Source organism: Nonomuraea maheshkhaliensis, from assembly GCF_039529435.1.
GTDB classification, from domain to species: Bacteria; Actinomycetota; Actinomycetes; order Streptosporangiales; family Streptosporangiaceae; genus Nonomuraea; species Nonomuraea maheshkhaliensis.
In genome coordinates this window covers 61832-87774 of record NZ_BAAAMU010000037.1, presented here as the reverse complement: position 1 = coordinate 87774, position 25943 = coordinate 61832, and the positions used below count along the sequence as shown (strand labels likewise).

23 protein-coding genes are annotated in these 25943 nt (G+C 71.4%); 8 read left to right on the top strand and 15 right to left on the bottom strand.

Going from position 1 to position 25943, the window contains the following annotated elements; translation table 11 throughout:
- Positions 1–359: PucR family transcriptional regulator (locus ABFX54_RS24935; protein WP_346108527.1), on the top strand; the 359-nt coding region annotated here is incomplete at its 5' end.
- A 9-nt stretch (positions 360–368) separates the two neighbouring features.
- Here the strand turns inward: ABFX54_RS24935 and ABFX54_RS24930 are convergent.
- The 3 genes from ABFX54_RS24930 to ABFX54_RS24920 all read right to left on the bottom strand — a co-directional run bounded on the left by ABFX54_RS24930 (position 369) and on the right by ABFX54_RS24920 (position 3337).
- Positions 369–1172 carry an SGNH/GDSL hydrolase family protein gene (locus tag ABFX54_RS24930; protein WP_346108525.1) on the bottom strand — a complete coding sequence of 268 codons (804 nt, stop codon included), beginning with the start codon at positions 1170–1172 and terminating at the stop codon, positions 369–371.
- Between the two features lie 178 nt (positions 1173–1350).
- On the bottom strand, positions 1351–2484 hold the full coding sequence (locus tag ABFX54_RS24925; RefSeq protein WP_346108524.1) for an alkaline phosphatase PhoX: 1134 nt from the start codon (positions 2482–2484) through the stop codon (positions 1351–1353).
- 214 nt (positions 2485–2698) lie between these two features.
- Positions 2699–3337 carry a GNAT family N-acetyltransferase gene (locus ABFX54_RS24920; RefSeq protein WP_346108522.1) on the bottom strand — a complete coding sequence of 213 codons (639 nt, stop codon included), beginning with the start codon at positions 3335–3337 and terminating at the stop codon, positions 2699–2701.
- A gap of 370 nt (positions 3338–3707) precedes the next feature.
- Between ABFX54_RS24920 and ABFX54_RS24915 the strand changes: the two genes are divergently transcribed.
- The gene (locus ABFX54_RS24915) at positions 3708–5384 is read left to right on the top strand and encodes a carbamoyltransferase C-terminal domain-containing protein (protein ID WP_346108521.1); all 1677 of its coding nucleotides are present in this window, start codon (positions 3708–3710) and stop codon (positions 5382–5384) included.
- 131 nt (positions 5385–5515) lie between these two features.
- Positions 5516–6319, top strand: a complete 804-nt coding sequence (locus tag ABFX54_RS24910; RefSeq protein WP_346108519.1) for an N-acetylmuramoyl-L-alanine amidase — start codon at positions 5516–5518, stop codon at positions 6317–6319.
- Here ABFX54_RS24910 and ABFX54_RS24905 read toward each other — a convergent pair.
- Positions 6300–6938, bottom strand: a complete 639-nt coding sequence (locus tag ABFX54_RS24905) for a TetR/AcrR family transcriptional regulator (RefSeq protein WP_346108517.1) — start codon at positions 6936–6938, stop codon at positions 6300–6302. The genes ABFX54_RS24910 and ABFX54_RS24905 overlap by 20 nt on opposite strands.
- A 102-nt stretch (positions 6939–7040) precedes the next feature.
- Here ABFX54_RS24905 and ABFX54_RS24900 point away from each other — a divergent pair, with 102 nt between their 5' ends.
- On the top strand, positions 7041–8144 hold the full coding sequence (locus ABFX54_RS24900) for a serine hydrolase domain-containing protein (protein ID WP_346108515.1): 1104 nt from the start codon (positions 7041–7043) through the stop codon (positions 8142–8144).
- A gap of 14 nt (positions 8145–8158) precedes the next feature.
- Here ABFX54_RS24900 and ABFX54_RS24895 read toward each other — a convergent pair whose 3' ends face one another.
- On the bottom strand, positions 8159–8344 hold the full coding sequence (locus ABFX54_RS24895; protein WP_346108514.1) for a hypothetical protein: 186 nt from the start codon (positions 8342–8344) through the stop codon (positions 8159–8161).
- 266 nt (positions 8345–8610) lie between these two features.
- Between ABFX54_RS24895 and ABFX54_RS24890 the strand changes: the two genes are divergently transcribed.
- A complete protein-coding gene (locus ABFX54_RS24890; protein ID WP_346108512.1) occupies positions 8611–9429 on the top strand; it encodes an SAM-dependent methyltransferase in 819 nt (272 codons plus the stop codon).
- Here the strand turns inward: ABFX54_RS24890 and ABFX54_RS24885 are convergent.
- The 3 genes from ABFX54_RS24885 to ABFX54_RS24875 form a co-directional block, all read right to left on the bottom strand.
- A complete protein-coding gene (locus ABFX54_RS24885) occupies positions 9419–9994 on the bottom strand; it encodes a hypothetical protein (protein ID WP_346108510.1) in 576 nt (191 codons plus the stop codon). The two genes, ABFX54_RS24890 and ABFX54_RS24885, sit on opposite strands and share 11 nt — an antisense overlap.
- A gap of 32 nt (positions 9995–10026) precedes the next feature.
- Positions 10027–11169, bottom strand: coding sequence for an FAD-dependent monooxygenase (locus ABFX54_RS24880; RefSeq protein WP_346108508.1), 1143 nt, complete (start codon positions 11167–11169; stop codon positions 10027–10029).
- A gap of 79 nt (positions 11170–11248) precedes the next feature.
- Positions 11249–14527 carry an AfsR/SARP family transcriptional regulator gene (locus ABFX54_RS24875; protein WP_346108506.1) on the bottom strand — a complete coding sequence of 1093 codons (3279 nt, stop codon included), beginning with the start codon at positions 14525–14527 and terminating at the stop codon, positions 11249–11251.
- Between the two features lie 79 nt (positions 14528–14606).
- Here ABFX54_RS24875 and ABFX54_RS24870 point away from each other — a divergent pair, with 79 nt between their 5' ends.
- On the top strand, positions 14607–15185 hold the full coding sequence (locus ABFX54_RS24870; RefSeq protein ID WP_346108505.1) for a TetR/AcrR family transcriptional regulator: 579 nt from the start codon (positions 14607–14609) through the stop codon (positions 15183–15185).
- Positions 15186–15234: 49 nt separating this feature from the next.
- On the opposite strand, the gene ABFX54_RS24865 is transcribed toward ABFX54_RS24870, so the two are convergent.
- Genes ABFX54_RS24865 through ABFX54_RS24845 form a run of 5 tightly spaced genes read right to left on the bottom strand, consistent with a single transcriptional unit; the run spans position 15235 to position 22064 of the window.
- A complete protein-coding gene (locus ABFX54_RS24865; protein WP_346108503.1) occupies positions 15235–16887 on the bottom strand; it encodes a ricin-type beta-trefoil lectin domain protein in 1653 nt (550 codons plus the stop codon).
- Between the two features lie 47 nt (positions 16888–16934).
- A complete protein-coding gene (locus ABFX54_RS24860; RefSeq protein ID WP_346108501.1) occupies positions 16935–18971 on the bottom strand; it encodes a glycoside hydrolase family 2 protein in 2037 nt (678 codons plus the stop codon).
- A gap of 23 nt (positions 18972–18994) precedes the next feature.
- Positions 18995–19837, bottom strand: a complete 843-nt coding sequence (locus ABFX54_RS24855) for a carbohydrate ABC transporter permease (protein WP_346108499.1) — start codon at positions 19835–19837, stop codon at positions 18995–18997.
- On the bottom strand, positions 19834–20700 hold the full coding sequence (locus tag ABFX54_RS24850; RefSeq protein WP_346108497.1) for a carbohydrate ABC transporter permease: 867 nt from the start codon (positions 20698–20700) through the stop codon (positions 19834–19836). The genes ABFX54_RS24855 and ABFX54_RS24850 overlap by 4 nt, the downstream gene beginning before the upstream one ends.
- Positions 20697–22064, bottom strand: a complete 1368-nt coding sequence (locus ABFX54_RS24845) for an ABC transporter substrate-binding protein (protein WP_346108496.1) — start codon at positions 22062–22064, stop codon at positions 20697–20699. Before ABFX54_RS24845 ends, ABFX54_RS24850 begins: the two co-directional genes overlap by 4 nt.
- Positions 22065–22201: 137 nt before the next feature.
- On the opposite strand from ABFX54_RS24845, the gene ABFX54_RS24840 reads away from it, so the two are divergent.
- Entirely contained in the window at positions 22202–23230 is a 1029-nt protein-coding gene (locus tag ABFX54_RS24840) for a LacI family DNA-binding transcriptional regulator (RefSeq protein ID WP_346108494.1), read from the top strand.
- 17 nt (positions 23231–23247) lie between these two features.
- Positions 23248–24210 carry an EamA family transporter RarD gene (rarD, locus tag ABFX54_RS24835; RefSeq protein WP_346108493.1) on the top strand — a complete coding sequence of 321 codons (963 nt, stop codon included), beginning with the start codon at positions 23248–23250 and terminating at the stop codon, positions 24208–24210.
- Here the strand turns inward: rarD and ABFX54_RS24830 are convergent.
- Together ABFX54_RS24830 and ABFX54_RS24825 are read right to left on the bottom strand one after the other, a co-directional pair.
- Positions 24104–24970: a hypothetical protein gene (locus tag ABFX54_RS24830; RefSeq protein WP_346108491.1), complete on the bottom strand. Its 867-nt coding sequence runs from the start codon at positions 24968–24970 to the stop codon at positions 24104–24106. The genes rarD and ABFX54_RS24830 overlap by 107 nt on opposite strands.
- Positions 24971–25149: 179 nt before the next feature.
- Positions 25150–25899 (bottom strand): sulfite exporter TauE/SafE family protein, encoded by a 750-nt coding sequence (locus tag ABFX54_RS24825; RefSeq protein WP_346108490.1) that lies wholly within the window; start codon positions 25897–25899, stop codon positions 25150–25152.
- Positions 25900–25943: the final 44 nt, after the last annotated feature.

Genomic DNA, 25943 nt, shown 5'->3' with positions numbered 1-25943 from the left:
GGCTGGCCGAGGAGGTGCTGGGGGTGGCGGGGGTCTTCGAGCACCCGCCGGGCGCCTACCGGCTGGCCGACGTGCTGTTCGAATACCAGCTCACCCGGTCGAGCCAGGCCACGGCGCTGCTCGCGGGGTTGCTGGACCCGCTGCTCGACAATCCCGACCTGCTCAGGACGCTCACGGCGTACCTGGACACCGGGCTCGATCGGCGGCGCACGGCCGAGTTGCTGCACGTGCACCCGAACACCGTCGACTACCGGTTGCGCCGGGCCGCCGCCCTGACCGGGCTCGATCCGATGGATCCGGCTCACCTCCAGCGGATCGGGGCCGCGCTGGCCGCCCGCCGCCTCACCGGACCCCGGTGAAGACGGCACTTACAGGACGCCGGTGACCGCGGAGGTCACGATGGTGGCGAAGTTGCGCATGCCGAGGGCGTTCGGGTGGAACGGCGCGGCAGGCGCGGCCGGCACGTACGGCTCGATCCACCGCACTCCGGGCGACGCGCACGGGTCGTGGCCCGCGCTCGGCGTCTGCAGGTCGATGAAGCCCGCCCCGGCCGAGGCGGCCTGCTCGGCCAGCATCTGGTTGAAGTACATCAGCGTGGCCCTGACGTAGTTCGCGTCCGCGCGGATGATCGGGACGCGCGGGTAGCAGCCGTTCTGCCGCGCGTACGTGGCGTAGCCCACCACGAAGATCCTGGCCTGCGGGGCGCGGGCGCGGATGTCGGAGACCAGGGCGGTGAGGCGGGGGCGCAGCGCGTCGGTCGCGACCCGCCACTGGTCCTGGCCGCCTGAGTTGTAGTCGTCGTTGCAGGCGTCGCCGATCGGGGGCGGCAGCAGGTTCAGGCAGTCCTCGATGAAGTCGGTGAGCCCGACGTCGTTGGCGCCGATCTGCACCGTGACGAGCGTCGTGTTCTGGCTGAGCGCGTCGAGCTGGGGCGCCACGTCGCCGAGTTCGGTGTCCTGCGACTCGTACATGTCGGTGGTCTTGGCGCCCGAGCACGTCACGTCGCGGAACGTGCTCGCGCCGATGGCCCGTGCGGTCAGGTGGGGGTAGTTGCGGTCGGAGCGCAGGCAGCCGTAGTCGGGGCCGATCTGGTTGGGCACCAGCGGGCCGGCGGCGGCCGAGTCGCCGAGCGCCACGTACACCTCGGCCTGGGCGGCGTGCGCGGATGACACCGTGAGGCTGAGACCCAGAACGAGGACGAGGCAGGTTGCGGTGAGTGCGCTGAGCGTTCTCCGCGCTGTTCTCCGGGCCGTTCGTAATGCCGATCTCCGGGCCGTTCGGGGCGTTCTGACCGGTCGCGCCATGAGGACTCCTTCGGCTAAGGGTGGGGGTGCGGAATCCGTGGGTCGGTCAGCGGCGGAAGGGGCCGGTCACCTCGTACGTGATGCCTCCGGTGCCGGCGGACTCGCCGCTGGTGCCGCGCTGGGAGGAGAAGTAGAGCCGGGTGCCGTCGGGGGAGAAGGCGGGGCCGGTGATCTCCGAGCTCGCGTGGCCGTCGAGGCGCATGATCGGGGCCACGACGCCGTCCGGCGTGATGATGTTGATCTCCATGTTGCCGCCGTCCTCGGCCACGTAGAGATCGCCCGACGGCCGGCCGGTGATGTTGTCGACGCCGTCGAGCGTGCCCGTGCCGTCGTAGATCGCGGTCACGGTCTGGCGGGCGGTGTCGTACGCCCAGACCCTGCGGTCCCCCTTCGCGGTGAAGTAGCAGACCCCGGCGGCGTAGTGGCAGCCCTCGCCGCCGTTGAAGTGCCTGGCCGCGGCGACCTGGTGCCTGGTCTGGCGTTCGAGCACGCCGGGCGTGGGGTCGGGGACCTCACGCCACTCCACGGCGTCGCCGCCGAGGCCGCAGAGCACGTCGAGCCGGCCGCTGGACAGGTCACCCCAGGTCGTGGGCGTGAAACGGTAGAAGCAGCCGTCGCTCTCGTCCTCGGTCAGGTAGATCACGCGGTGGTCGGGGTCGCACGCGGCGGCCTCGTGCTTGAAGCGGCCCATGGCGGGGCGGGCGCGGGCCTCGCCGCCGAGCGGGTACGTCTCGTACACGCGGCCGCGGAAGATCTCCTCGCACGACAGCCAGGTCTGCCAGGGGGTCGCGCCACCGGCGCAGTTGATGTTCGTGCCGCTGAGGATCCGGTACGCGCGCTCCACGGACCCGTCGGCCCTGAACCTGATCGCCGAGGCGCCGCCGATCAGCGGCACCTCGGAGTTGGAGACGTAGATCCAGCCGGCGCCGTCGGCGAAGCAGGCGCCGCCGTCGGGGGCCGGGTGCCACAGCGTGCCGCCGACCAGCCGGCCCGACCTGGCCACGACGCGGCCGGTGAACCCGGAGGGTAAGGCCATGCCGTTGGCGTCGGGCGCGCCGAGCGGCCCGTACGGGCTCGCCCCCGCGGACACCGACGAGATCGACGCCGCCGCCTCGTGCCACACCGCCCCCGAGAACGCCACCGCCACCGGCACGGACATCAGGAAGGTACGGCGGCGCATGGAGGCTCCCCACTGGTCGCGGTTCGATTCGCAGACAAACGATGAGCCATGCTCGTCATTCTGTGAACTGGACCGTGGAGTAAATGTGAGCGGTCAAATCTGTGACGCCTCACAAAAGGGCATGCGCCACTGTGCGTCGGGCACCGCCCTGCCGCCGCGACGGCCGGTCCTGGGCCAGACGTCGCCGGGCCGCCGCGACGGCCGAATCAGCGGGTCAGGCGTCGCCAGGCCGCCACATCGGCCAGAAGAGCGCGCCGTCCGGCAGCGCGAACGGCTGCCGTGGCTGGTAGCCGTGCCGCGCGTACAGGTCGCGGTTGCGCGGGTCGCTGGCCACCAGGTACGCCGGCGCGCCCGCCAGCCGGGCGTGCTGGTACTGCAGCAGGGCCGTGCCCAGCCCCTGGTTCTGCCGGTCGGGATGGACCGCCAGGAAAGCCAGGTGGTGGTACGGCGGCTGCGGCTGGTTCTGCTCGGACAACTCGTCGAGGGTGCGGAAGCGCTCGGCCCACTCGCCGGTGGCCTCGCTCAGCCGCCGGTCGTAGTCGGCCGGTCCGGGCAAGTCGGCCGTCCGCTGGAACCACACGGCGACCGCCTGGCCGTCGTCGGCGAAGTGGACCTCACCGTGCTCCAACGCGTGCTCGACGAAGATGCGGTAGTCGGCGGCGAGGATCCGGTGCCGCGACCGGCGGTCGGGCACGAGGTAGGCCGAGCATCGCAGCCCGGCGAACGCGGTGGCGATCAGCTCGGCCGCGGCCGCGCCTTCGTCGGCCGTGGCCCTGCGGACGGTCACCCGCAGCGCGAAGGGTCCTCCTGATGTGCGGTCCATGACCGGCCAGGCTTCGAACGTATCTTTCACGAGGCCCAGGTCTCCTCTCATCAGTCACGCGGTGTCCTGGGCGGTGGCCGCCTCGGCGTCCATCCCCAATCGCAGCGTAAACGGAGGGCGGCCGGGAACGCAGCACGAGGGTCCTCGCCGCCCTGTCGCCCGGGTCGTGCGGGAGCCGACCGGCTGCCCGGCGTGGCCTCGGCCTGGCTGCCAGACTGGCCTCGGTCGATTGCTCGGCTGACGGGTCCCTTACGTGGTTGGGAGATCCACTTGTTCTGGCCGTGGGTATCGGTGCCCGGGACCACGATCAGGAGGCATCGCGATGGCGAACTTTCCCATTGTTGTCGGTATAAATCGCACGCAAGATGGCTCCATCGCCGTCGCGGTGGGCGAGTCGGGCATGTACAGCCTGCAGAAGGAGCGCGTCAGCCGCCGCGAGCACCACTGGGGCCGCCTCGGTGACCTGCCGGACCGGTACGTGCCCGCCATGCCGCTGCTCAAGGAGCGGGTCGACCTGGTCGTGGAGGGCTATGCCGCCGACACCGAGATCGAGCACGCGGGCGCGTACGAGCAGGAGACCCGCCAGACCCTCGGCCTCGGGGACGAGACGCCGATCGTGATGGTCTCCTCCCACCTGTCCCACATCTACGGCGCGTTCCACCCCTCGCCGTTCGAGCAGGCGGCGGGGCTGGTGATCGACGCGCGGGGCAGCCGGATCGGGGACCTGGTCGAGCAGGTCGAGCTGCCGTTCGACGCGGACGAGGACCTGCTGGAGGTCGCCTCCTACTACCGGTGCACGCGCGGGCGGATCGAGTGCCTGGCCAAGCAGTTCTGGGACGGCGACTGGGCCAGGCCCGCCGGGCTCGGCTGCTTCTACGCGCTGCTGGCCGAGGTGACGTGGCCGGGGAGCGAGGGCGACGGGACCAAGGTGATGGAGCTGGCCCCGTACGGCGACCCGGACGCGCTGGGCCTGCCCGACCTGGACGTGCGCGGACACGAGGTGCACATCCCGCCCGCCTGGACGGAGCTGTTCCGCCATGCGGGCGCTTGCGGGGAGGGTCCGGACGGCGGGGAGTTCCGGCGTACTGAGCCAAGAGATGGGGAGTCCCGGCGTACCGGCGGATTCGAGTACGAGCCGGGCGGTGAGGAGTTCCGGCGGGCCGCGAATCTGGCCGCCGCCGGGCGGCGGGCCTTCGAGCGGGCACTGCTCCGGGTCGTCGCGTGGCTGCACGCCGAGACCGGCCTGGACGCGCTGGCCTTCTCCGGCGGTGCGGCGCTGAGCGGCTCCGCCAACGGACGGCTGATCCGCGAGTCCCCGTTCCGCGAGCTGTTCGTCCCGCCCGCCCCGCACACCGGCGGCACCGCCGTGGGTTGCGCCCTGTACGGGCTGGCCGCCTGCCTCGGGGTACGGCCCCGATTCCGCTGGACGGACGACTTCCTCGGCCCCGACCGGGACGAGCGCGAGATCGAGGCCGCTGTCCGCGCTCTGCCCGCCGACCTGTACGTCGAGCGGCCGGAAGACCTGACGGCGGCACTCGTGGCGTTGCTGGAGAGCGGCCGGGTTATCGGGTTGTACCAGGGGCGCAGCGAGTCGGGCCCGAGGGCGCTGGGCCATCGCAGCATCCTCGGCGACCCGCGCGACCCCGACCTCCAGGACTACGTCAACCTCGAGGTGAAGGGCCGCGAGTGGTTCCGGCCGCCGGCGCCCGTGGTGACGGCCGAGCACGCGGAACGGATCTTCGAGCTGGACCGGCCGTCCCCGTTCATGCAGTACGCCGTCGCCGTCCGCCCGGAACACCGTGACCTGCTGCCGGGCATCACCCACGTGGACGGCACGGCCACGCCGCAGACGGTCGAGCGGGAGAGCCTGCCGTTCCTGCACGCCCTGCTGACGGCCTGGCACGAGCGTACGGGCACGCCGGTGCTGGCCGGCGCCACGCTCTCCGGCCCGGGGGAGCCGCCGGCCGAGACGCCGGAGCACGCGATCCAGACCCTGCGCGAGACGGGCCTCCATGCGCTGGCGATGCCGCCGTACGTCATCCGCAAACGCGAGGAGCCGCCACTGCCGGGCGCGTAGCCGCGTCCGCGTCCGTGGGACACGGGAGCCCGCGCCGACGAGAGCGTGATCGCCAGGCTCTGCGCGCGACACGACAGCGCAGGTCAGAGAGGTCTTGGGATTGTCGCCCCGCTCCGGGTACGGTCGGTCACATGCGCGTCTACCGAGCCGGATCCGTGACCCAGCTCACCCTGGCCGCGTCGATCGCGCTGATCGCCGGATGCGGCGGCGCCGCCGTGCCCGCCGCCCATGAGGTGGCGCTGCCCGCGTCCCCGCCGCCGGCCGCCACTCCCGGTCGTCCGCTGGAGGGCAAGACCGTGGTGATCGACCCGGGGCACAACGGCGGCAACGCCTCGCACCCGAAGGAGATCAACCGGCTGGTCGACGTCATCACCGGCCGGAAGCCGTGCAACACCACCGGCACCCAGACCGACGCCGGCTTTCCCGAACACGCCTTCACCTGGGACGTCGCCGGCCAGCTCAGGCCCATCCTGGAGAAGATGGGCGCGAAGGTGGTGCTGACCAGGCCCAACGACAAGGGCGTGGGCCCCTGTGTCACCGAGCGGGCCGCGATCGGCAACGAGGCCAGGGCCGACGCGGTCGTGTCCATCCACGGCGACGGCGCGGCGCCGAGCGGGCACGGGTTTCACGTGATCATGCCGGGGCTGCTGCCCGGGCACAACGACGACGTGGTGCGGCCCTCGCGCCGGCTCGGCCTGGCCGTTCGTAACGCCTACCGCGAGGGCACGGGCATGCCGTACGCCGACTATGTGGGGCGCAGGGGCCTGACGACCCGCGTCGACCTGGGCGGACTCAACCTGTCGACGCGGCCGGCCATCTTCATCGAGTGCGGCAACATGCGCAATCCGGGCGACGCCGCCAAGATGTCCGATCCCGCCTTCCGCAAGCGGATGGCCGGTGCCCTGGCCGACGGGGTCAGGAACTTCCTGAGCTAGCGTACGCGCGCAGGAACGCCGCGACGGCGGCCTGCGCGAGGTGCGCCAGGTCGGCCTCGGTGTAGTGGTCGGCGCCGCCCCAGAACATCGCCTTGTTCACCGGGATCCACAGCAGCAGGCCGACGAAGTGCTGCGCGGCCAGCTCCGGATCGTCCGTGCGCAGCAGGCCGCGCTCGGCCAGCCGGGCGAAGCTGGTGGCCATGGTGCGCAGCGAGCGTTCGAAGCCCGCCTCGTACCAGGTGCGGCCGAGATCGGGGAAGCGGTCGGCCTCGGCCACCACCAGCCGGCGCAGCCGCAGCACCTCGGGGCGCATGAGCTCGGCGAGGAAGCGGCGGGCCAGCTCGCCGAGGTCGCGCTCCAGGTCCTCGCTGTCGTCGAGGGTCGCCGTGACCATCTTGGCCAGGCCTTCCACCTGGCCGGTGGTGTCCATGATGATGCTGGTGAACAGCTGCTCCTTGTCGGTGAAGTGTTTGTAGACGGTCTGCTTCGACACGGAGGCCAGTGCGGCCACCTCGTCCATGCTGGCGCCCACGTAGCCGTTGCGCAGGAAGACCGGGCGCGCGGCCTCCATGATCTGCCTGCGCTTGCGTGCCGTCCGGGTGTCCTCTTCCGCCGCCATGACCGCCCTCTCCTCGTCCGACGGACACACAGTACTAGACAGTTCCGTACCAATGTCAGTACTGTACCGTCTAGTTCCAGCGACAAATGGGAGAGAAACACCATGAAGGACCTTCAGCAGCAGGTGCAGGAAGCCGCGGACAAGCTCGTCGAGTCCGGCGAGGAGCGCGGGCTCCAGGTGGCCGTCTACCGGGACGGCGTCCAGATCGTGGACGTGGTCGCGGGCATGGCCGACCCGGAGAGCGGCCGGCCCGTCACCTCCGACACGCCTTTCTACAACTTCTCGATCGGCAAGGGCGCCACCGCGACCGTCGCGCACGTGCTGGTCGAGCGGGGGCTGTTCGGCTATGACACGCCGGTGGCCGAGCTGTGGCCGGAGTTCGCGCGGCACGGCAAGCAGGGCGTCACCGTACGGCACGTGCTCTCGCACACGGCGGGCGTGCCTGGCGTGCCGCTCGACACCACCCCCGAGGACATCTGCGACTGGGGCCGGATGACCGCCGCGCTGGAGGACGCCGAGCTGTGGTGGGAGCCGGGCGCCAAGGTCGGCTACCACGCCTACACGTTCGGGTTCCTGGTCGGCGAGATCGTCCGGCGGGCGACCGGTGAGCCGATCTCTCAGGTGCTGAAGGAGCAGGTGGCCGGGCCACTGGGCGTGGCCGGCGAGCTCTACTTCGGGATGCCCGCGACGGAGCACGCCCGGCTGGCCAGGCTGGAGGACGCTCCCATGGACATGTCGGCTTTCGGGGAGATGCCGGCGGACCTGCCGATGTTCAAGGCCGGGCCGATGACGCTGATGCCGAACGCCGAGCTGGGCAGCCGGCCCGACTATCTGTCGGCAGACATCCCGGCGGGAGGCAAGACCTCCGCCAGGGCCGTCGCGCGCATGTACGCCGCGCTGCTCGGCGAGGTGGACGGGGTACGGCTGATCACGCCCGAGCGGCTGCGTGAGGCGACGGCCGTGGTGTCGAGCGGGATGGACGAGGTGTTCGGCATGCCGGTGACGTGGGGGCTGGGGTACGGCATCGGCGGGCCCGCCTCGACGGCGGAGCAGAGCCCGACTGTGTTCGGGGTGCCCGGCGCGGGTGGCAGCGCGGCCTGGGGCGACACGGCGACGGGCACGGCGTTCGCGCTCACCAAGAACCGGCTCACCAACGACTTCACCGCGGCCGGCCTGTTCGCCGACCTGGTCTCGCGCGCTTCCTGACCGCCTGGCTGGGGTCAGCCGTCGCGGCAGAGCGGTGAGCCGCCGACCACGCAGGCGATGTCGTCGAGCTGGCAGCTGAGCAGGGTGCCGTCCATCCCGAGCACGAGCACGAGGTCGCGCCGATGGGGATGGGCCAGCACGACCCTGCCGACGACGCCGTTATCCAAGATCACGGTGGGGCGGCCTGCCGCATTGTCCATGCCCTCGTGACTCCTCTCAGGTCCGGAACGAGGCCCGCACCGGACCCGTCACCACCAGGATGCACAGGCTCGGGCCCTCCGCGCATCGGTCCGGCGGCTGTATTTCCGGTCCGTCCTGGGGAGGACGTTCGGACACCGGACCTCCTGCCTGGTCAACCCCACGAGAACTTGTTCTATTTCACTCGCCTGGCGAACCGAAGGAGATCCTCGGTAAGCAGCGAGTAATATGACGTCCAAGTTGTTCGCGGCGAAGGGGGCGAAACACCGTGACCGAGCTAGAACGCGTTCCGCCCGGCGTCAACCCGAAGATACCGAGCTCGGCCAGGGTCTATGACTACCTGCTCGGAGGCAAGGACAACCTGGCGGTCGACCGCGCCGTGGCCGAGAAGTTGCTCGCGGTCGCCCCCGACACCCGGCTCGTGGCCAGGGCCAACCGCAGGTTCCAGATCGAGGCGGTCGGTCATCTCGCCGAGCGGGGGGTCAGGCAGTTCATCGACCTCGGCACCGGCATCCCGACCGCGCCCAGCATCCACGAGACCGTCCGCGCGGTGCACCCCTCCTGCCGGGTGATCTACGTGGACAACGACCCCGTGGTCCGCAGGCACGCCCAGGTGCTGCTGGCCGACTCCCCCGGCGTCGCCGGCATCGAGGCCGACCTGCGCCGTCCCGGTGACATCCTGGCCGACCCGCACGTCACCGGGCTGATCGACTTCGACCAGCCGGTGTGCGTGCTCATGGTCGGGGTGCTGCACTTCGTCATGGACGAGGAGGATCCCGAGGGGATCGTGGCCGCCTTCAGGAAGCACATGGTGGCCGGCAGCCATCTGGTGCTCTCGCACGCCATGGCGGAGAGCGCCCCCGAGGCCGTCGCCCAGCTCCAGCTCGCCACGGCCGGCTCGCCGGCGCAGTCCAGGTTCCGTACGAGGGCGGAGGTGCTGCGCTTCTTCGACGGGTTCGAGCTGATCGGGCCTGGATTCGTACCGGTCCAGGACTGGTGCGCCGATCCGGCCGAGGCGCGGGTCCCCTTCATGGATGCCCCGCCTCACCTGCTAGTGGAGGGCGGGGTCGGCCGGATCAGAGCTTGATGCCTTCGATGATCTTGATCAGCTCGGTCTGGATGGCCTCGCTGGCGTGCACCGTGACGATGACGCCCCCACGCTCGACCCATCCCGCGTACCGGCCGGTGCCGAGCGCGCCGTCGCTTCGCATGACGAGCACCCGTCGCTGGCCGATCTTCATGCTCTTCGTCCCGCCCGCGAACCTGCCCTCCTCCAGCGGGACCTTCTTCAGCTGCGTGCCGCTCCCGGCCTTCGGCCAGCACACCACCCGCACCCACAACGACCGGTGCGCGCGGTCGACGTCGTCACGGTCGTCGGACCAGCGGTAGCCGTACTCGGTGAGGCCGTGGTGCTTCGACGCCGTCACCTCGCCGTGGACGAAGCCCTTGGGCAGGTGGCCGACGCGGACCCCCTTGATCGCGGTGGCCCCCTTGGCCGGCCGGTCAGGCTCGGCGGCCTTGAGCACCTTCACCAGTGCGGCCTTGGGCGGGGCCGGGCAGAAGGGACGCGTCTCGGCCTGGGCGGGCAGAGCGATCAACGCCGCGGCGACGGTGCCCGCGGAGAGGGCGGCCAGCAGGGGAGTGTTCTTCATGCCGGGTTGGATGTGATCACGCTCGGAAAGGTTCAGTACGACTTCAGTTCGATGTGCGTGGCGTACTTGTCGGTCATCTTCATCATCAGGCCGAGCAGGAACTTCGACTTGAAGGTCCAGTTGCGCATCAGCATCCTGACGCCGCCGCTGGGAGCCATGAACGGGCCGGCGTTGCCGTTCTCCGCGATCTTGGCGTAGGGACGCATCTGCCGGTCGTACTCGGCGAAGGCTGCGCGGTGGTCGCCGTTCGCCGCGGCCAGCTCGCCCGCCAGCACGTAGGCGCCCACCATCGCCAGGCCGGTGCCGAAACCGCCCAGGGTGTTGCCGTACGCCGCGTCGCCGAGCAGCACCACCCGGCCCGCGCTGTAGCGGTCGATCCTGACCTGGCTGAGCGAGTCGAGGTAGACGTCCTCGGCGGTGCTCACCGCCTTCATGATCTCCGGGGTGCGCCAGCCCATGCCCTCGTACCTCCGCGCCAGGATGGCCTTCTGCTGCTCCGCGTCGTAGCGGTCGTAGTCGAGCGGGTCGGAGGCGAAGACGAAGAACGCGGTCGCCTTGGTGCCGCCGACCGCGACCATCCGGCTCGGCTCGTTGTACATCATCGCTCGCTCGCCGAAGTCCGCGTCCAGCTCGACCAGGGCGTAGTAGTGGCCGAGGAACTTGACGAAGTCGGCCTCGGGGCCGAAGGCCAGGCGGCGCACGTTGGAGTGGATCCCGTCCGCGCCCACGACCAGGTCGAAGGTTCGGGGGGCGGCACGTTCGAAGGTGACGTGCACGCCGGCCGGGGTCTCGGTGAGCGAGGTGATCGAGTCGCCGAAGACGTACTCGCAGTGGGGGGCGGTGCGCTCGTAGAGGAGCCGGGACAGGTCGCCGCGCCTGATCTCCAGGTCGCCGCCGGTGAACTCGCCGGGGATGACGGCCAGCACGCGGCCGTTCGCGTCCACGATCTCCTGGTCGGCGCCGCCGGTCTGCAGGCGGCGGACGTCGTCGAGGATGCCCATCCTGGTCAGCACGGTGTTGTGGGTCTCGCCCTTGAAGTCGACGGCCTGCCCGCCCTCGCGCAGGGTTCCGGCCTTCTCCACGACGGTGACCTTGAAGCCGTAACGGACGAGCCAGTGGGCGAGGGCGGGGCCGCCGATGCTGGCGCCGGAGATGAGGACGTTGACGTTTCGCATGCCAGTGAGCCTCGCCGCACCCGCTGACAACCCGGCGACACCCGGCTGACAGCACCCCCCCTGCGCTGTCAACGCGGGCTTACCGGCCGGTGGTGCTGCGGAGGACGGTCACGGCCTCGTCCCGTTTCATGGCGGCGCCGCTCGCGTACGCCGCCGCGAACGCGTCGGGGCCGAGGACGCGGGTGGCCTCGGCGGCGGTGGCGGCGACGTCGCGGTCGCCGACCATGGCCATCCCCCGCACCGCCGCTCCCACCCCGAGCAGCACTGCCGCCCCGCCCGCCGCCCGCCGCCGCCCGTCCCCTCCGTCGCCAGGGTCGGGTACGCCGGCCGTGAGGACGTGGCCGGCCAGGCCCTCCGCCGCTTCGGCCAGGTCGTTGGCCAGGGGGGAGCGCAGTGCGATGGCCACGGCCTCGGCGTGCATGCGTGCCGCCCGGTCCACGTCCCCCTGGGCGGTCGCCAACCGGCCCAGCGCCGTGTGCACCCGTGACGTCGTTCCTCCGGCGGTGAACGTACCGGCCCCCGAGCCGGACAGCGCCGCCTCAAGCCGCTCGGCCGCCCCGGGAAGGTCGCCCTGGAGCCGCAGCATGTCGCCCAGCTCCAGCCGCACCCAGGCCAGCAGCTCCGGACGGCCCAGCCGGCGCTCCAGCTCGCCCGCCCGCTCGCAGTCGGCGCGGGCCGCCTCGGCGTTCCCCGCCCGCCAGTGCGCGTCTCCGCGCCTGAGTAGGATGTCGGCCAGCTCGTCCAGCGCCCCGAGCTCCGCCACCATCGCCAGCGCCCGGTCCCACAGCTCCATCGCACGGCCCCAGTCGCCGCGCCAGCTCGCGAGCAGGGCCAGCCAGTCGAGCGCCTGCCCGGTGCCCCAGCGCTCGCCCATCGCGCCGAAGTCCGCCAGCACCACCTCCAGCTCGGCCTCCGCCTCGGCCAGCCGGCCGTCGTGCAGGGCCATCAGGGAGAAGCCGAGCCGTTCGAGCGCCCGGCTCCACGGCTCGGTACGCAGGAGCCGCCGGTCCCGCTCGACCGTCACTCCGCCCCTGGGCGGGCCAGCGATCATGCCCCAGAGTGCCACGCCGAACCGGTGCCGCAGCGGCCGGTCGAGCGACTCGACGATCGTCCGCGCCCGCTCCCAGTGCGGCGAGTCCGTCCCCGGTACGGCGTGCAGCACGGCCATCACGTACTCCTCGGCCAGCTCGTCCCCCGGCTCCGGGCCGTCGAGCAGGCGTTCGGCGTGCGGGGTGGCCTGGCCGCGCCGCCCGCTCAGCCACCAGTACATGGCCAGCGCCGTCATCAGCCGGAACGCCGTCGGCCTGTCGTGCTCGACGCCCCAGCGCAGCGCCGCCTGCAGATTGGCGTTGTCGGCGGACAGCCGGGCCAGCCACTCCAGCTGCTCGGCCCGGTAGAGCCGGTCTTCCGCGCGCCGTGCGAACGTGAGGAACCAGGCCGCGTGCGCCCGCCGCAGCGCCTCCTCCTCGTCCGCCTCCCCCAGCCGTCCGGCGCAGAACAGGCGGATGGTGTCGAGCATCTGGTAGCGCTCGCCGTCGGTCTCGACGAGCGATTTGTCCACCAGATCCGCCAGCACGCCGGCCAGGTCCTCCGCCTCGGCCAGTTCCCCGGGCGTTGCCGGGGCGGGTGTGGCGCAGACGTGTTCGACCGCCTCCAGCGTCGCGCCGCCGCTGAACACCGAGAACCGCCTGGCCAGCGCCTGCTCCCGGGCGTCCAGCAGGCTCCAGCTCCACTCCACGACCGCGTGCAGCGTCTGGTGGCGCGCGGCGGCCGTACGGTCGCCGCGCGAGAGCAGCCGGAACCGGCCGTGCTCGGCCAGCCGGTCGGCGATCTCCGCCACCCCGAACGTGCGCACCCGCGCCGCCGCCAGCTCGATGGCCAGGGGCAGGCCGTCGAGTGCCGCGCAGATCCGCAGCACCGCGTCCAAGGTGCCGGGATCGAGCGTGAACCCCTGCCGTACCGCCGCCGCCCGGTCGGCGAACAGCCTGACCGCCGGATAGCCGGCGGGGTCGGCCTCCCCGGGCGGCGGGGTGGGGAGGGGAGCGAGCGGGACCAACTGCTCGCCGGTGATGCCGAGCGACTCCCTGCTGGTGGCCAGGACGCGCAGGCCGGGGCAGCGGGCGAGCAGGCGGCGGGTGAGCGCGGCGGCTGCGCCGATCACGTGTTCGCAGTTGTCCAGGATGAGGAGAACGTCCTGCTCGGCCAGCGCGGCGATCAGGCGGTCCGCGGGATCGGACTCGCCGGCGGCGGGCGGCCTGAGCGCGGACTCGCGCAACCCGAGCGCACCCAGCACCACCCGCGCCACCTGAGCCATCCGACCCGCCTCGGCAGCGTGAGCCGCCTCGATCACCCGCGCCGCCTCGGCCGAGTGAGCAGCCTGGGCCACCGGGGTCGCCTGTCCCGTTCCGCCGTCCGCGATCGACAGGTCCACGAACGCCGGCCCGCCGTCACGCCCAGACGAGGCGCGGCGGGTGGTGGACTCGATGGCGAGGCGGGTCTTGCCGGTGCCGCCCGGCCCGACGATCGTCACCAGCCGGGCCCCGCGCAGCGCGTCCAGCCGCGCCAGCTCCGCCTCGCGGCCCACGAAACTCGTGAGCTGCGCCGGCGGCGGGACCCGCGTGCCGCTCTCCCGCTCCCCGCGCAGGATCGCCAAGTGCAGGGCCGCCAGCTCGGGCGAGGGGTCGGCCCCCAGCTCGTCGGCCAGCAGCCGCCGGCCCTCGTCGAAGACGGCCAGCGCCTCCGCCTGCCGTCCCGCCGCGTGCAGCGCGCGCATCAGCAGCCCGCGCGCCCGCTCCCGCAGCGGATGCGCGGCCACGAGCTCGCGCAGCCCACTCACCGGGCCGGCCTCGGGCAGCGACAGCTCGGCCTCGAACAGGTCCTCGGTGGCCGCCAGCCGCAGCTCCTCCAGCCGGACGGCCTGCGGCCCCGCGAACGGCGCCTCGGCCACGTCCGCGAACGCCGGCCCGCGCCACAGCTCCAGCCCCTCCCTGAGCACGGCGGCGGCGGCCGAGTGACGTCCCGCGGCCAGCAGCCCGCGCCCCTCGCGCGACAGCCGTTCGAACCGGTGCGCGTCCACGCTCTCCCGGTCGACCGCCAGCCGGTAGCCGGAGCCGTGGAACTCGATCAGGTCCGCGGGCAGGTTGCGCCGCAGGCGGGAGACCTGCGCCTGGACGGCGTTGGCCGCGCCGGAAGGGGGCCGGTCGCCGTACTGGCCGTCGATGAGGCGTTCGATGCTGACCAGCCGGCCCGCGTCGAGCAGCAGCATCGCGAGCAGCGCACGCGGACGCGGCCCGCCGACGGCGAGCGGGTCACCGGCGGGCGGCCGGACCACGAGCGGGCCGAGGACGCCGAACTGCACGCCCCGATTGTCCCGCACGTCGCCGGAGGAAAAGATATCTACAGGTGTAGACAGCGTTCGGGGTAAGCTGACCGGCATCATGGAAAGCACGCTGGGGCTGCGCGAACGCAAGAAGGCCGAGACCCGCCAGGCCGTCCACGAGGCGGCCCTGCGGCTGGTGGTCGAGCACGGGCTCGACGCCGTCACGGTCGAGTCGATCGCCGACGCGGCGAACATCTCGCGGCGGACGTTCTCCAACTACTTCTCCGGCAAGGAGGACGCGCTGCTCTACGGCGAGGAGCAACGCATCCTGGCCCTGGTGGGGCGGGTGCGGGCGCAGCCGGAGGGGATGCCGGCCTGGCAGGCGCTGCGCGCGGCGATCGAGGAGCTGCAGCGGGAGGAGGGCGAGCCGGAGCGCGAGTGGGCGCTGCGGACCCGGCTGGCCAAGCGGCACCCCTCGCTGCTGGCCCGGCAACTGGCGAACCACGCGACCCTGGAGCGAGACCTGTCAGCGGCCGTCGCCGAGCGCTCCTGCCCGGTCTCGCCCCGGGTGCTGGCGGCGGCCTTCCTGGTGGGGCTCCGGCTGGCCTCGCACCTGTGGACCGAGGAGGAGCAGGCCCGCACGCTGCTTGAGGTCATCGACGAGACGCTCGACCAGATCGCCCAGCCGTTCGCCTGACGCATGACCGGAAGGACCCCCACCACGAGGGTGAGGGTCCTCCAAGAGATCAGGCGGGCAGGTTCCACTTCTGCGGGTCGAGGCCGTTGCAGTCGTAGATCTGCAGCTTGGTGCCGTTGGCCGTGGCGCCGCCAGGCGCATCGAGGCAGCGGCCCGACTGCGGGTTCAGCAGCGAGCCGTTGGCCTGGGGCACCCACCTCTGGCCGCCGTTGGCGTTGCACTCCCAGAGCTGCACCTTGGTGAAGTTGGCGGTGCCGTTGGCGTCGATGTCCAGGCACTTGCCGAACGCGCGCAGGGTGCCGTCGGGGTGCCTGGACCAGCGCTGGCCGGTGGCGACGCCGCAGTCCCAGAGCTGGGCGGCGTTGCCGTTGGTGTTCGTGTTGGTGTCCACGTCCAGGCACTTGCCGGCGCCGGCCGGGCCGGTGATCTGACCCGCCCGGCCGGGCAGCGTACCGATGCCGTACCTGACCTGGCACTGGTTGCCGGTGAGGTGGGTGGCGGCCAGGTACAGGAAGTCGGTGCCGTTCGCGGAGGGCACGATGGGGGAGCTGTAACCGGGGCAGGACGGCACGCCGGGGGCGTAACCGCCGGTGGGCGAGATGTTCACCGGCGCCTCGATCTCGGTCCAGGCGCCGACGCCCAGGTCGGTGTTGGCGAACAGGACCTGGCCCGACTCGCCGAGCACGGTCTTGTTGCCGGTCGGGCCGGCCACGACGCGCTGTCCCGACAGCAGCAGCGTGCCGTTGGCGCCGCCGCCGGGCAGCCAGGCGACGTACGGGGTGTGGAGCAGCTCACGCTGGTCGGACGTGCGCACGAGTGTGCCCGCCCCCGAGCCCCAGCTCAGGCCGTTGGAGCTGGTCTTGGTGTAGACCTCGCAGGCGTGGTCGGCGTTGGTGGCGTCCCTGCACAGCTCGTACGCCATCAGGAACGTGCCGTTCGGCAGCGCCGTCACGATCGACATGCCGGGCCTGGCCAGGTTGTCGGAAGGGAAGACGACGTCCTGCGTCATCGTGGCGCTCCACGACTGCCCGCCGTTGGTGGAGGTGTAGTGGCCGATGACCTGGTTGTTCGTGGGGGTGTTCGCGGGCCGCTCGTCCGAGATGAAGCACGCGAGGGTGTTGTTCGGGGCCAGCAGGAACCACGGCTCCCAGATGCCGTGCCCGATGCTGTTGGGCTGGCCGCTGGTCTGGGTGCAGTTGGACAGGTACGTCCACGTCACGCCGTGGTCGGTGCTCTTGAACACCTCGACCTTCTGGGCGGTGAAGTTCCCCTCGGCCCAGGCCGTGCCGGAGGCCAGCAGGTCGCCCTGGTTGAGGCCGTTCGCGGTGCGCGGCACCTCGTACAGGACGGGAGCGCCGAGGTCCCAGCCCGGCGTGTTCGAGGTGATGGTGGAGATGGGGTTCGCCGACCACGTACGCCCGCCGTCGGTGCTGCGGTGGATCGGGAACGACGCGCGCGCGTTGTGCCCCCGGCGGGCGTAGGTGGCCAGCATGGTCTCGTTCGGCGAGCCGTCATGGTCCAGCCTGATCGCCCTCGGGTAGCCGGCGTCGCCCTGGGGGAACGTGGACAGGTTCGGGGAGTAGAGCACCTGGCCGGCGGGGGCCGCGGAGGCGGTGCCGGCCATGGGGCCCGTCAGTCCGACGAGACAGGCGGCGGTCAGGGCCAAGGCGGACAGGATCCGCGTGGGGGGTGTGCAGCGCACTGATTGCTCTCCTCTTTCTCGGGGGGGATTGAGCGGGACTGATCGGGTCAGTGCTGGTCGCCGATGACGCGGCCGGTGAAGGTGTCCACGTCCACGGCCGAGCGGGCCACGATCGTGCCGTCGCTGACGAGCGCGACGTGCAGCCGGCCGCTGCTCCAGCCCTCCGGCAGCGTGGCGCGGACCTCGGCGGGACCGCTGAGCAGGAACGGCTTCGCCTCGATCCACGGGTCCGCCTCATCCGAGGGGGTGAAGGTGCCGGGGGCGGCACCGAGTACCGGGGTCCAGGCGGTGCGCAGGTGCCCGTTGACCGGCTCGCTCCCGTGGTGCGAGACCCGGACCGGCACGCTCACCTCGCCCGACTCGCTGAGCAGGTCACGCCCGGGCGCCACGGGGACGACGTCGAGCACGAGCGTGGTCGTGGCGTTCACGTCGGCAGGGGCGACGCCGCCCAGGTCCTTGGCCCGGCGCTCGAAGTCCAGGAGCCCGGCCGACTCGTGCTCGATGTCGTACATCTCGGTGTAGACGTAGCCGGCCACGCGGTCGTGGCGGCGCAGCTCCTGGGTCTGCCAGCGCAACTGCCAGCCCCGCTCGACGGAGGTGAAGCCGGTGCCGTACTCGCTGTTGAGGTTGGGCAGGCCGCGCAGCGGCTGCTCGGGCGTGCCGGCCAGCTTCTTGCGCACGACGAAGCCGGGGCCGAGCCCGACGGGGAAGTCGTCCTGCTCGCCGTTGAGCAGCGCGGCGACGGTCCTGCCCCAGGAGGCGGCGGACTCGTCGTAGTAATGCCAGTCGAGCAGGTCGGTCCTGACGTGCGTCCAGCCGGAGTTGTCGACCGCGGGCCGGCTCGCGTCGAGCGACTTGAGCAGGTCGTACGCCGCTGCCGCCGCCGCCTGCTTCGCCGGGTCGCCGGGAATGTCCCAGTCCAGGCCCCACTCCTCGTTGTACAGGCCCCAGATGACGATCGCGGGGGAGTTGCCGTCCCGCTCGACCATGGGCGCGACCTGCTCCTCGAACGCCGCCACCGAGTCGGCGGAGAAGCGGCCGGTCGCGGCCGGCTCGGCCCACAGGAGCATGCCGAGCACGTCGGCGTGGTGGACGAAGCGCGGGTCCTCCAGCTTGAGGTGCTTGCGCACCAGGTTGTAGCCGGCCGCGGCGGCCAGTTCGAGGTCCCGGCGCAGCGCGGCGTCGTCGGGCGCGGTGATGCCGGTGCGCGGCCAGTAGCCCTGGTCGAGCACGCCGCGGACGAACAGGCGGGCGCCGTTGAGATAGAGGTCCTCGCCGATCACCTCGATCCGGCGCAGCCCGGTGTAGGCGGCGACGGTGTCGGTGCCGTCGGCGGAGGTGAGGGTGGCGTCCACGTGATAAAGGTGCGGGTCCTCCGGCGACCACAGGCGCGGCCCGGCCACCGGGATCACGGCCTTGACCAGGCCGTTCTCGACGGGCATTTCGACGCTCGTGTCCGTGCCACGCAGGCGCAGCACGAGCGCGGCCCGCGCCGTGCCCGAGACCTCGGCCTCGACCTCGATGGCGTCGAGCCCGGAAGAGGGGCGCAGCCGCAGCGCCGACAGGTAGGTGGCGGGCCTGGCCTCCAGCCAGACGCTCTGCCAGATGCCCGACGACGGGGTGAAGCAGACGCCGTCGAAGTCGTCGCGCGGGATGCTGCGCTGCTTGCCGTGCGCGATCTCGCGCTTGTCCAGCGGCGCGGAGACCCGGACCACGACCTGCTGCGGGCCCGTGCCGTCGAGCGCGTCGGTGACGTCGGCCTCGAACGGGGTGTAGCCGCCCCGGTGCGAGGCCACCTCGACGTCGTTGACGTAGACGGTCGCCTCGTGGTGCACGGCGCCGAAGTGCAGCACGATCCGCTGCCCGGCCCAGCCGGCCGGAACGGTGAACGAGCGTCGGTACCAGGCCACGGGCAGCCAGTGGGCCTCGATGCCCGACGCGGGGGTCTCCCAGGCGAAGGGCACGGTGATGGTCCGGTTCCAGCCCGGCTCGGTGTCGGCCCGGAAGTCCCAGTCGCCGTTGAGGCTCGACCAGGTGTGCGACCGGTCGAAGTGGGGCCGGGGGTATTCCGCACGCGGCGACATAGTGCTCTCTTTCATGATCGGGGTCAGCCCTTGACGCTGCCCGCGAGGATGCCGTTGATGAAGTGGCGCTGCAGCAGGACGAAGATCACCAGCAGGGGCAGCATGGCGATGCTCCCCGCGGCCAGCAGTTCGCCCCAGACGGTGGCGAAGTCGGCGCCGATCCGGTTGCCGGTGACGTTCTGCGCCAGCGTGGACAGCACCACCTGGAGGGTCTGATGGGAGGTGTCGTTGACGGCGACGACCGGCCAGACGAAGTCGTTGTAGACGTTCATGGTGGTCAGCACCGCCAGTGCCGCCAGGCCCGGCCTGATGACGGGCAGCACGACCTTGGCGAAGATGCCGAACTCGCCGGCCCCGTCCACCCGCCCGGCGTCGATGAGCTCGTTCGGGATGGCGGCGATGGTCTGCCGCATCCAGAAGATGCTGAACGCGTCGATGCTGCCCGGCAGGATCAGCGCCTGGTAGGTGTTGACCCAGCCGAGCGCGCTCATCTCCAGCAGCAGGGGGATGATCAGCACCAGCGTCGGCAGCATCAGCGTCAGCAGCACCGTGCCGAAGAGCAGGTTCTTGAACGGGAAGTCGTACTTGGCGAACGCGTAGCCGGCCAGCGGCGCGAAGAACATCGTCATCGCGCCCTTGACCAGCAGCACCAGCGCCGTGTTCGCGAACCCGGTGCCGATCGGCACGTCGGCGAACATGGCCCGGTAATTGGCCAGGGTGAGCTCGCCGATCGACAGCGGGCTCGTGATGATCTCCGCGGCGGGCTTGAACGAGGAGCTGAGCGCCCACCAGATCGGATACAGGAACACGATCGCGAGCAGCGCCAGCACCGCGTACTGCGCGATGCCCGGCCTGGTGTTGTTCATGACACCTCGTCCTTCGGGCGCAGCAGCCTGACCGACACCAGCGACAGCCCGAAGACGAGCAGGACCAGCAGGAACGAGTTCGCGGCGCCGGTGCCCAGGTCGGAGGCGGTGATGTGGTCGTAGAGGTAGAGCCCCGCGGTGGTGGTGGAGCCGTACGGGCCGCCCTGGGTGACCACGAACGGCTCGGCGAACATCTGGAAGACCGCCAGCGTCTGGATGACCACCAGGAAGGCCATGCTCCGCCGCACCAGCGGCACGGTGATCGACCAGAACTGGCGGGCGCGGGAGGCGCCGTCGAGCGCGGCGGCCTCGTACACGCCGCCGGGGACGGCCTGGAGGCCGGCCAGCAGGATGATGATCGCGAACCCGGTGGTCTTCCACAGGAACAGCAGCGCCAGCGTCGGCTTCGACCACGTCGTGGAGGTCAGCCAGGCCACGTCGGGCAGCCCTGCCAGGTTGAGCAGGTAGTTGATCAGGCCGTAGTCCTGGTCGAACACCACGATCCAGACCTGCGCCATGGCCACCAGCGGGGTCACGAACGGCGCGATGAACGCCACCCGGAAGAACCCGCGCAGCCGCAGCTTGGCGTTGGCCAGCAGCACCGCGCCGCCCAGCCCGGCCACGACCTGCAGCGGCACGATCAGCACCCACATGACGGCGCTGTTGCCGAGCGAGGCCCAGAAGTCCGGGCTGGTCAGCAGGTAGAGGTAGTTGTCGATCCCGACCCAGCGGGCCGCGCCCGCGCCGCGCCAGCGCATGAAGCTGAGCTGCAGGGCGTAGATCAGCGGATAGATCCCGAACGCGGCGAAGACCACGAAGAACGGGGCGATGAACAGATACGGCGAAAGCCGGGTTGACCTCATGAGCGGTCGATCAGGTTCCGCTGGATCTTCTCGGCCGACTCCGAGATCACCTGGTCAGGGGACATCTTGCCTTCCATCAGGCGCTGCATGTTGTTGCCGAGGTAGTCCACCGACTGGGCCCACCACCACGGGATCGGCGTGGCGGCAGGGATGGTGGCGCCGGCCTCGACGGCGACCTTCCACAGGTCCTGGCCGCCGAGCGCCTCGATGGGCTGGAACAGCGGCTTGGCCGGGTCGGCCGCCGGGGTGTAGCTGGGGATCGAGGTGGACAGGCCGCCGGGGTAGACGTCGTTGGGGCCGTACACGGCGGTGTAGCCGGGCTCCTTGAAGCACAGGAACTCGTACAGCAGCCAGGCCAGCTCGGGGTTCTTGGCCTTGGCCGGGATCACGAAGCTGCTGCCGCCCATCGCGCCGCTGCGCGCGCCGCCGGGCGTCCAGGCGGGCAGCGGCGCGGCGCGCCACTTGCCCTTGGTGGCCTTGAGCAGTTGCTGCGGCGCGAACGACCACCAGATCGCCCACGGCACGAACACCTGCCTGCCGTCGTCGAGGGACTTGACGTCGGCCGCCTCCAGGTAGGGGGCGTGGGTGACCAGGTCGTCCTTGACCGCCGTCTGGATCCAGGTGAAGATCCGCCGGTACTCCTCGGAGTCGAGGCGCAGCTTGCCCTGCGCGTCGGTGAGGCTCGTGCCCTGCTGACATGCCAGCATCTCCAGCCAGAGCTGGCTGAGGAACGGCGTCTTCTCCAGGTGGATGGGCTGGGTCTTCGGGTCCTTCTCCTTGACGGTCCTGGCCGCCGCGATGAGGTCGTCGTACGTGGCCAGGCTCGCGGGATCGACCCCGGCGCTCTCCAGGATGTCCTCGCGATACCACAGCAGGCCGGGATCGAGGTCCCACGGAACACCGAAGATCTTGCCGTCCACGGTGTTCACCGACAGCTTGTACGGCGAGGTCTGGTCCTTGTACGGCGCGATCAGGTCGGTCAGGTCGAAGAGGTGCTCGGCCTGCCCGCCGATCTTGGCGTCGTCCCAGAAGCTGCCGTCGGGCACGTCGGTGCCGCTGATGAGGGTGTTGGCGAGCTTGGCGTCGATGTCGACGGCCTGGTGGTTGACCTTGACGTTCGGGTACGCCTCGCGGAACTTGGCGATGGCCGCGTCGAAGACCTTGAACAGGTCGCCGGACCGGTTCCAGATGGTGATCTCGCCCTTGGCCGCCGAGGCGGACGCGCTCGGCGCGGCGAGCTTGCTGGGCTGCGCGGCCGGGCCGCCCGGGGCGCACGCCGCGGCGAGGGAGCCGGTGGCGGCGAGCGCGCCCATGCCGAGGGCGCCCTTGAGAAAACCACGACGGCCAAGAGGATGTGTGGACATTGTGCGACTCCTCGCCGGACGGGAGATGACGTTGTGAGGGCTCTGCAACGATGCAGACATCATGCATACTCGTCTGCAACGATGCAAGAGCAAGCTAGGATCTTCCCAAGACGAACGGTCGGAGGTATAGGAGACGCATGGCCGGTCCAACCCTGCGTGACGTCGCCAAACGGGCGAACGTCTCCATCCGCACGGTGTCCAACGTGGTGAACGGGTACGCGCCGGTCTCCGACGAACTGCGGGCCCGGGTGCAGGCGGTGCTCGACGAGCTCGACTACCGTCCCAACCTCATCGCCCGCAACCTCAAACAGGGACGCACCGGGATGATCGCCCTCGTGGTGCCCGAGCTGGACGTCCCCTACTTCGCCGAGCTGGCCCGCGAGGTGATCACCGCCGCCAGGACGCGCGGTTACGTGGTCATGATCGACCAGACCGACGGAGACGGCGACAGGGAGCGCGAGCTGCTCGGGCGCGACTCGCGGGCCACCATGTTCGACGGTCTGGTGCTCAGCCCGCTGTCGGTCACCGCCGAGGAGTTGCGCGGCCGGGGGAACCGGGTCCCGATCGTGCTGCTCGGCGAGCACATCTTCAACGGCAGCTTCCCCCACGTGGCCATCGACAACGTGGCCGCCGCCCGCGACGCCACCGACCACCTGATCGCGCTCGGCCGCCGCCGGGTGGCCGCCATCGGCGACCAGCCGTACGCGACCGGCGAGACCGCCCAGCTCCGCACCGCCGGCTACCGGCAGGCCCACGCCAGGCACGGCCTGGAGGTCGACGAGGCGCTGATCATGCCCACCACGCACTTCCACCGGCGGCTGGGCGCCGAGGCCATGGAGCGGCTGCTGGCCCTGCCCGACCCGCCGGACGCCGTCTTCTGCTACAACGACCTGCTCGCCCTCGGCGCGATCAGGGCGCTGATCAGGGCGGGCCGCCGCATCCCCGAGGACGTGGCGGTGGTGGGGCTGGACGACATCGAAGAGGGCCAGTACAGCACGCCGAGCCTGACCACGGTCGCCCCCGACAAGGGCGAGATCGCCCGCCGGGCGGTGGACACGCTGCTGGAGTCGATCCGCGGCGAGCTGGGCTCACCGCCCGAGATCGTGGTGCCCCACCGGCTGATCGTCAGGGAGAGCAGCGCGGGCGAGGTTCGCCCGCCGGACTGACCGGGAAGAGTGAGGGGATGCCCGTCGCTCGCCAAGGTGTCCTGCTCGGAGTGACGGCCTACCTGCTCTGGGGCCTGTCGGCGCTCTACTGGCCGCTGGTGCGGCCCACGGGGGCGATCGAGATCCTGGCGCTGCGCGTGCTCTGGTCGCCCGTCGCGGTCGGGCTGCTGCTGGTGGCCACCGGCCGTACGGGGAAGGTGGCGGCGATCCTGCGCCGCCCGCGTGACCTGGCCGTGCTCGCCCTGGCCGGCGTCCTGACCTCGGCCAACTGGGCGCTGTTCATCTGGGCCACGACCAACGGCCACGTGGTCGACGCCGCGCTCGGCTACTTCATCACCCCGCTGTTCAGCGTGGCGCTCGGCGTCGTGGTGCTGCGGGAGCGGCTGCGGCCCTGGCAGTGGGCGGCGATCGGCCTCGGAGCGCTCTCCGTCGCCCTGCTCACGGTCGAGTACGGCGGCCTGCCCTGGATCGCGCTCGGCCTGGCCGCCACGTTCGGCGTGTACGGCCTGATCAAGAAGCGGCTCGACGCCGGCGCGGCCGAGGGGCTCATGGTGGAGACCGCCGTGCTGTTCCCCTTCGCCCTGGCCTACACGATCGTGCTCCAGACCTCCGGCCAGGCCACGTTCGGCCACGTGTCGGTGGCCAACACGCTGCTGGGCGTCGGCTCGGGGTTCGTCATGATGGTGCCGATGCTGCTGTTCAACGCGGCGGCCACGCGGATCCCGCTCAGCCTGGTGGGCATGCTGCAGTTCATCGAGCCCGTCGTGCAGTTCCTCCTCGGGGTGCTGGTGTTCCGTGAGGTGATGCCGGCGGCGCGGTGGGCGGCGTTCGCGCTGCTCTGGGCCGCGCTGGCGGTGCTCACCGGTGAAAGCCTCAGGAGACGGAGTCGGGCAGTTTCGGCTCGCCGATCTCCACCGCGCTCCGCTCGATCATCTCGAACTGCGTCATCAGCCGTTCGAGATCAGGGGGAGACACCGTGAAGGTGTCGTACACCGCCTCCCCGGCGGCGGTGTAGCTGAGCTCGTGGCCGCAGGTGCCGTCCCACAGGCCGCTGATCACCCGCAGCGCGGGCGGGAGGCGCTCGGCCCGCACCCTGCGCACCTTCACGCCGGCGGCCAGCTGCTCGCGGGCCAGCGAGTCCAGCTCGGCCGTCCACTCCTTGTAGATGAACACCCGCCGGATCGTCACGCCCCTGGCCAGCGCGTCGAGCTGGGCCTGCCAGTACTGCCTGCCGACCGGCTCCATCCACCAGTCGAGGTCCACCGAGGGGACGCTGGTGGCGCACATCGTGCGCTTCGTCTGGGCGATCAGGCGCTGGAAGACCGCGTTGTCGCCGTAGGGGGTGCGGAAGTGGCCGCGCTCCAGGTCGGTGAGCGTGCGCAGGCAGTCCTCGAACGCGACCCGGCAGGCGTCCAAGGCCGGGGTGCCGGCGTATTCGCGCTCGACGTGCTTGGCCGCCCGCAACATGGGGAGCATGAGGTCGGGCAGCCAGGAGATCTTCTCGATCGTGGAGACGAGCTGCCCGACCTTCGTCTCCTGGTCGACCCGGCGCTTCTCCTTGAGCAGCGTCTGCACCTGTAACGTGATCACGCCGCCGATCAGCCCGGCGACGAGGGCCAGGCCCTGCGCGGTGTCCTCACGGACGTAGAAGATCACGCCGAGCAGGACCGACAGGGCGGTGCCGATGACCAGTACGGGGTCGAGTGTGAGCGGATGCGGCTTCTTGCCGGGCCTGGGCATGAATCTCCTCAGGGACGAGCACGACACGACCGGCGGCCCCGACGGCGTCCGTGCGTGTGGTCGCCATGGTCGCCTGGGAGCCGTCATGGATGTACCCGCTTTCCCCCTCGCCTGATCACAAAGGAGGACCGGCCGCCTCACGCCGCGACCGTTGAGGAGCCGGGCGGCCGGCGCGCGCCTCAGCCGACGAGCAGCTTGGTGATCGCCACGACGCCGATGACCACGATCGTCGCGCGCAGCACCGGCGCGGGCAGCCGGCGGCCCAGCCGGGCGCCGAGGAAGCCGCCGGCCGTCGAGCCCAGGGCCACCAGCAGCACCGCGAGCCAGTCCACGTCGGCGACCAGGGCGTACAGGATGGCGGCGGCGCCGTTGACCACGACGACGAGCACGTTCTTGGCCGCGTTGATGCGCTGCAGCTCCTCGTCGATGAGGATGCCCATGAAGCCGATGAGCAGGATGCCCTGCCCGGCGCCGAAATAGCCGCCGTAGGCCCCCGCCGCCAGCGCGCCGAGCCACAGCCACGGGCCGCCGTGCGCGCGACGGGGCCGGGCGGCCAGCAGCCGGTTGAGCCTGGGCTGGATCATGACCAGCGTGCACGACAGCGCGATGAGCACGGTGACGACCACCGTGAACGTGCGCTCGGGCAGGTTGAGCAGCAGCAGGCCGCCGGTCAGCGCGCCGGCCAGGGAGGCGGGGGCGAGCCGGAGCAGCCGCTCGCGCTGGCCCTTGAGCTCGCTCCGGTAGCCCATGACACCGCTCAGCCCGCCGGGGACCAGGCCGATGTTGTTGGAGACGTTGGCGGTGATCGGCGGCAGGCCCACGGCGAGGAGGGTGGGGAACGTGATGAGCGATCCCGACCCGACGACGGTGTTGATGGCGCCGCCCGCGATGGCGGCCACGAGCACCGCGACCATTTCCCAAGGTGTCACGGCAGGCCACTCTAGATCACATCTTACGGAATAAGACGATCTAT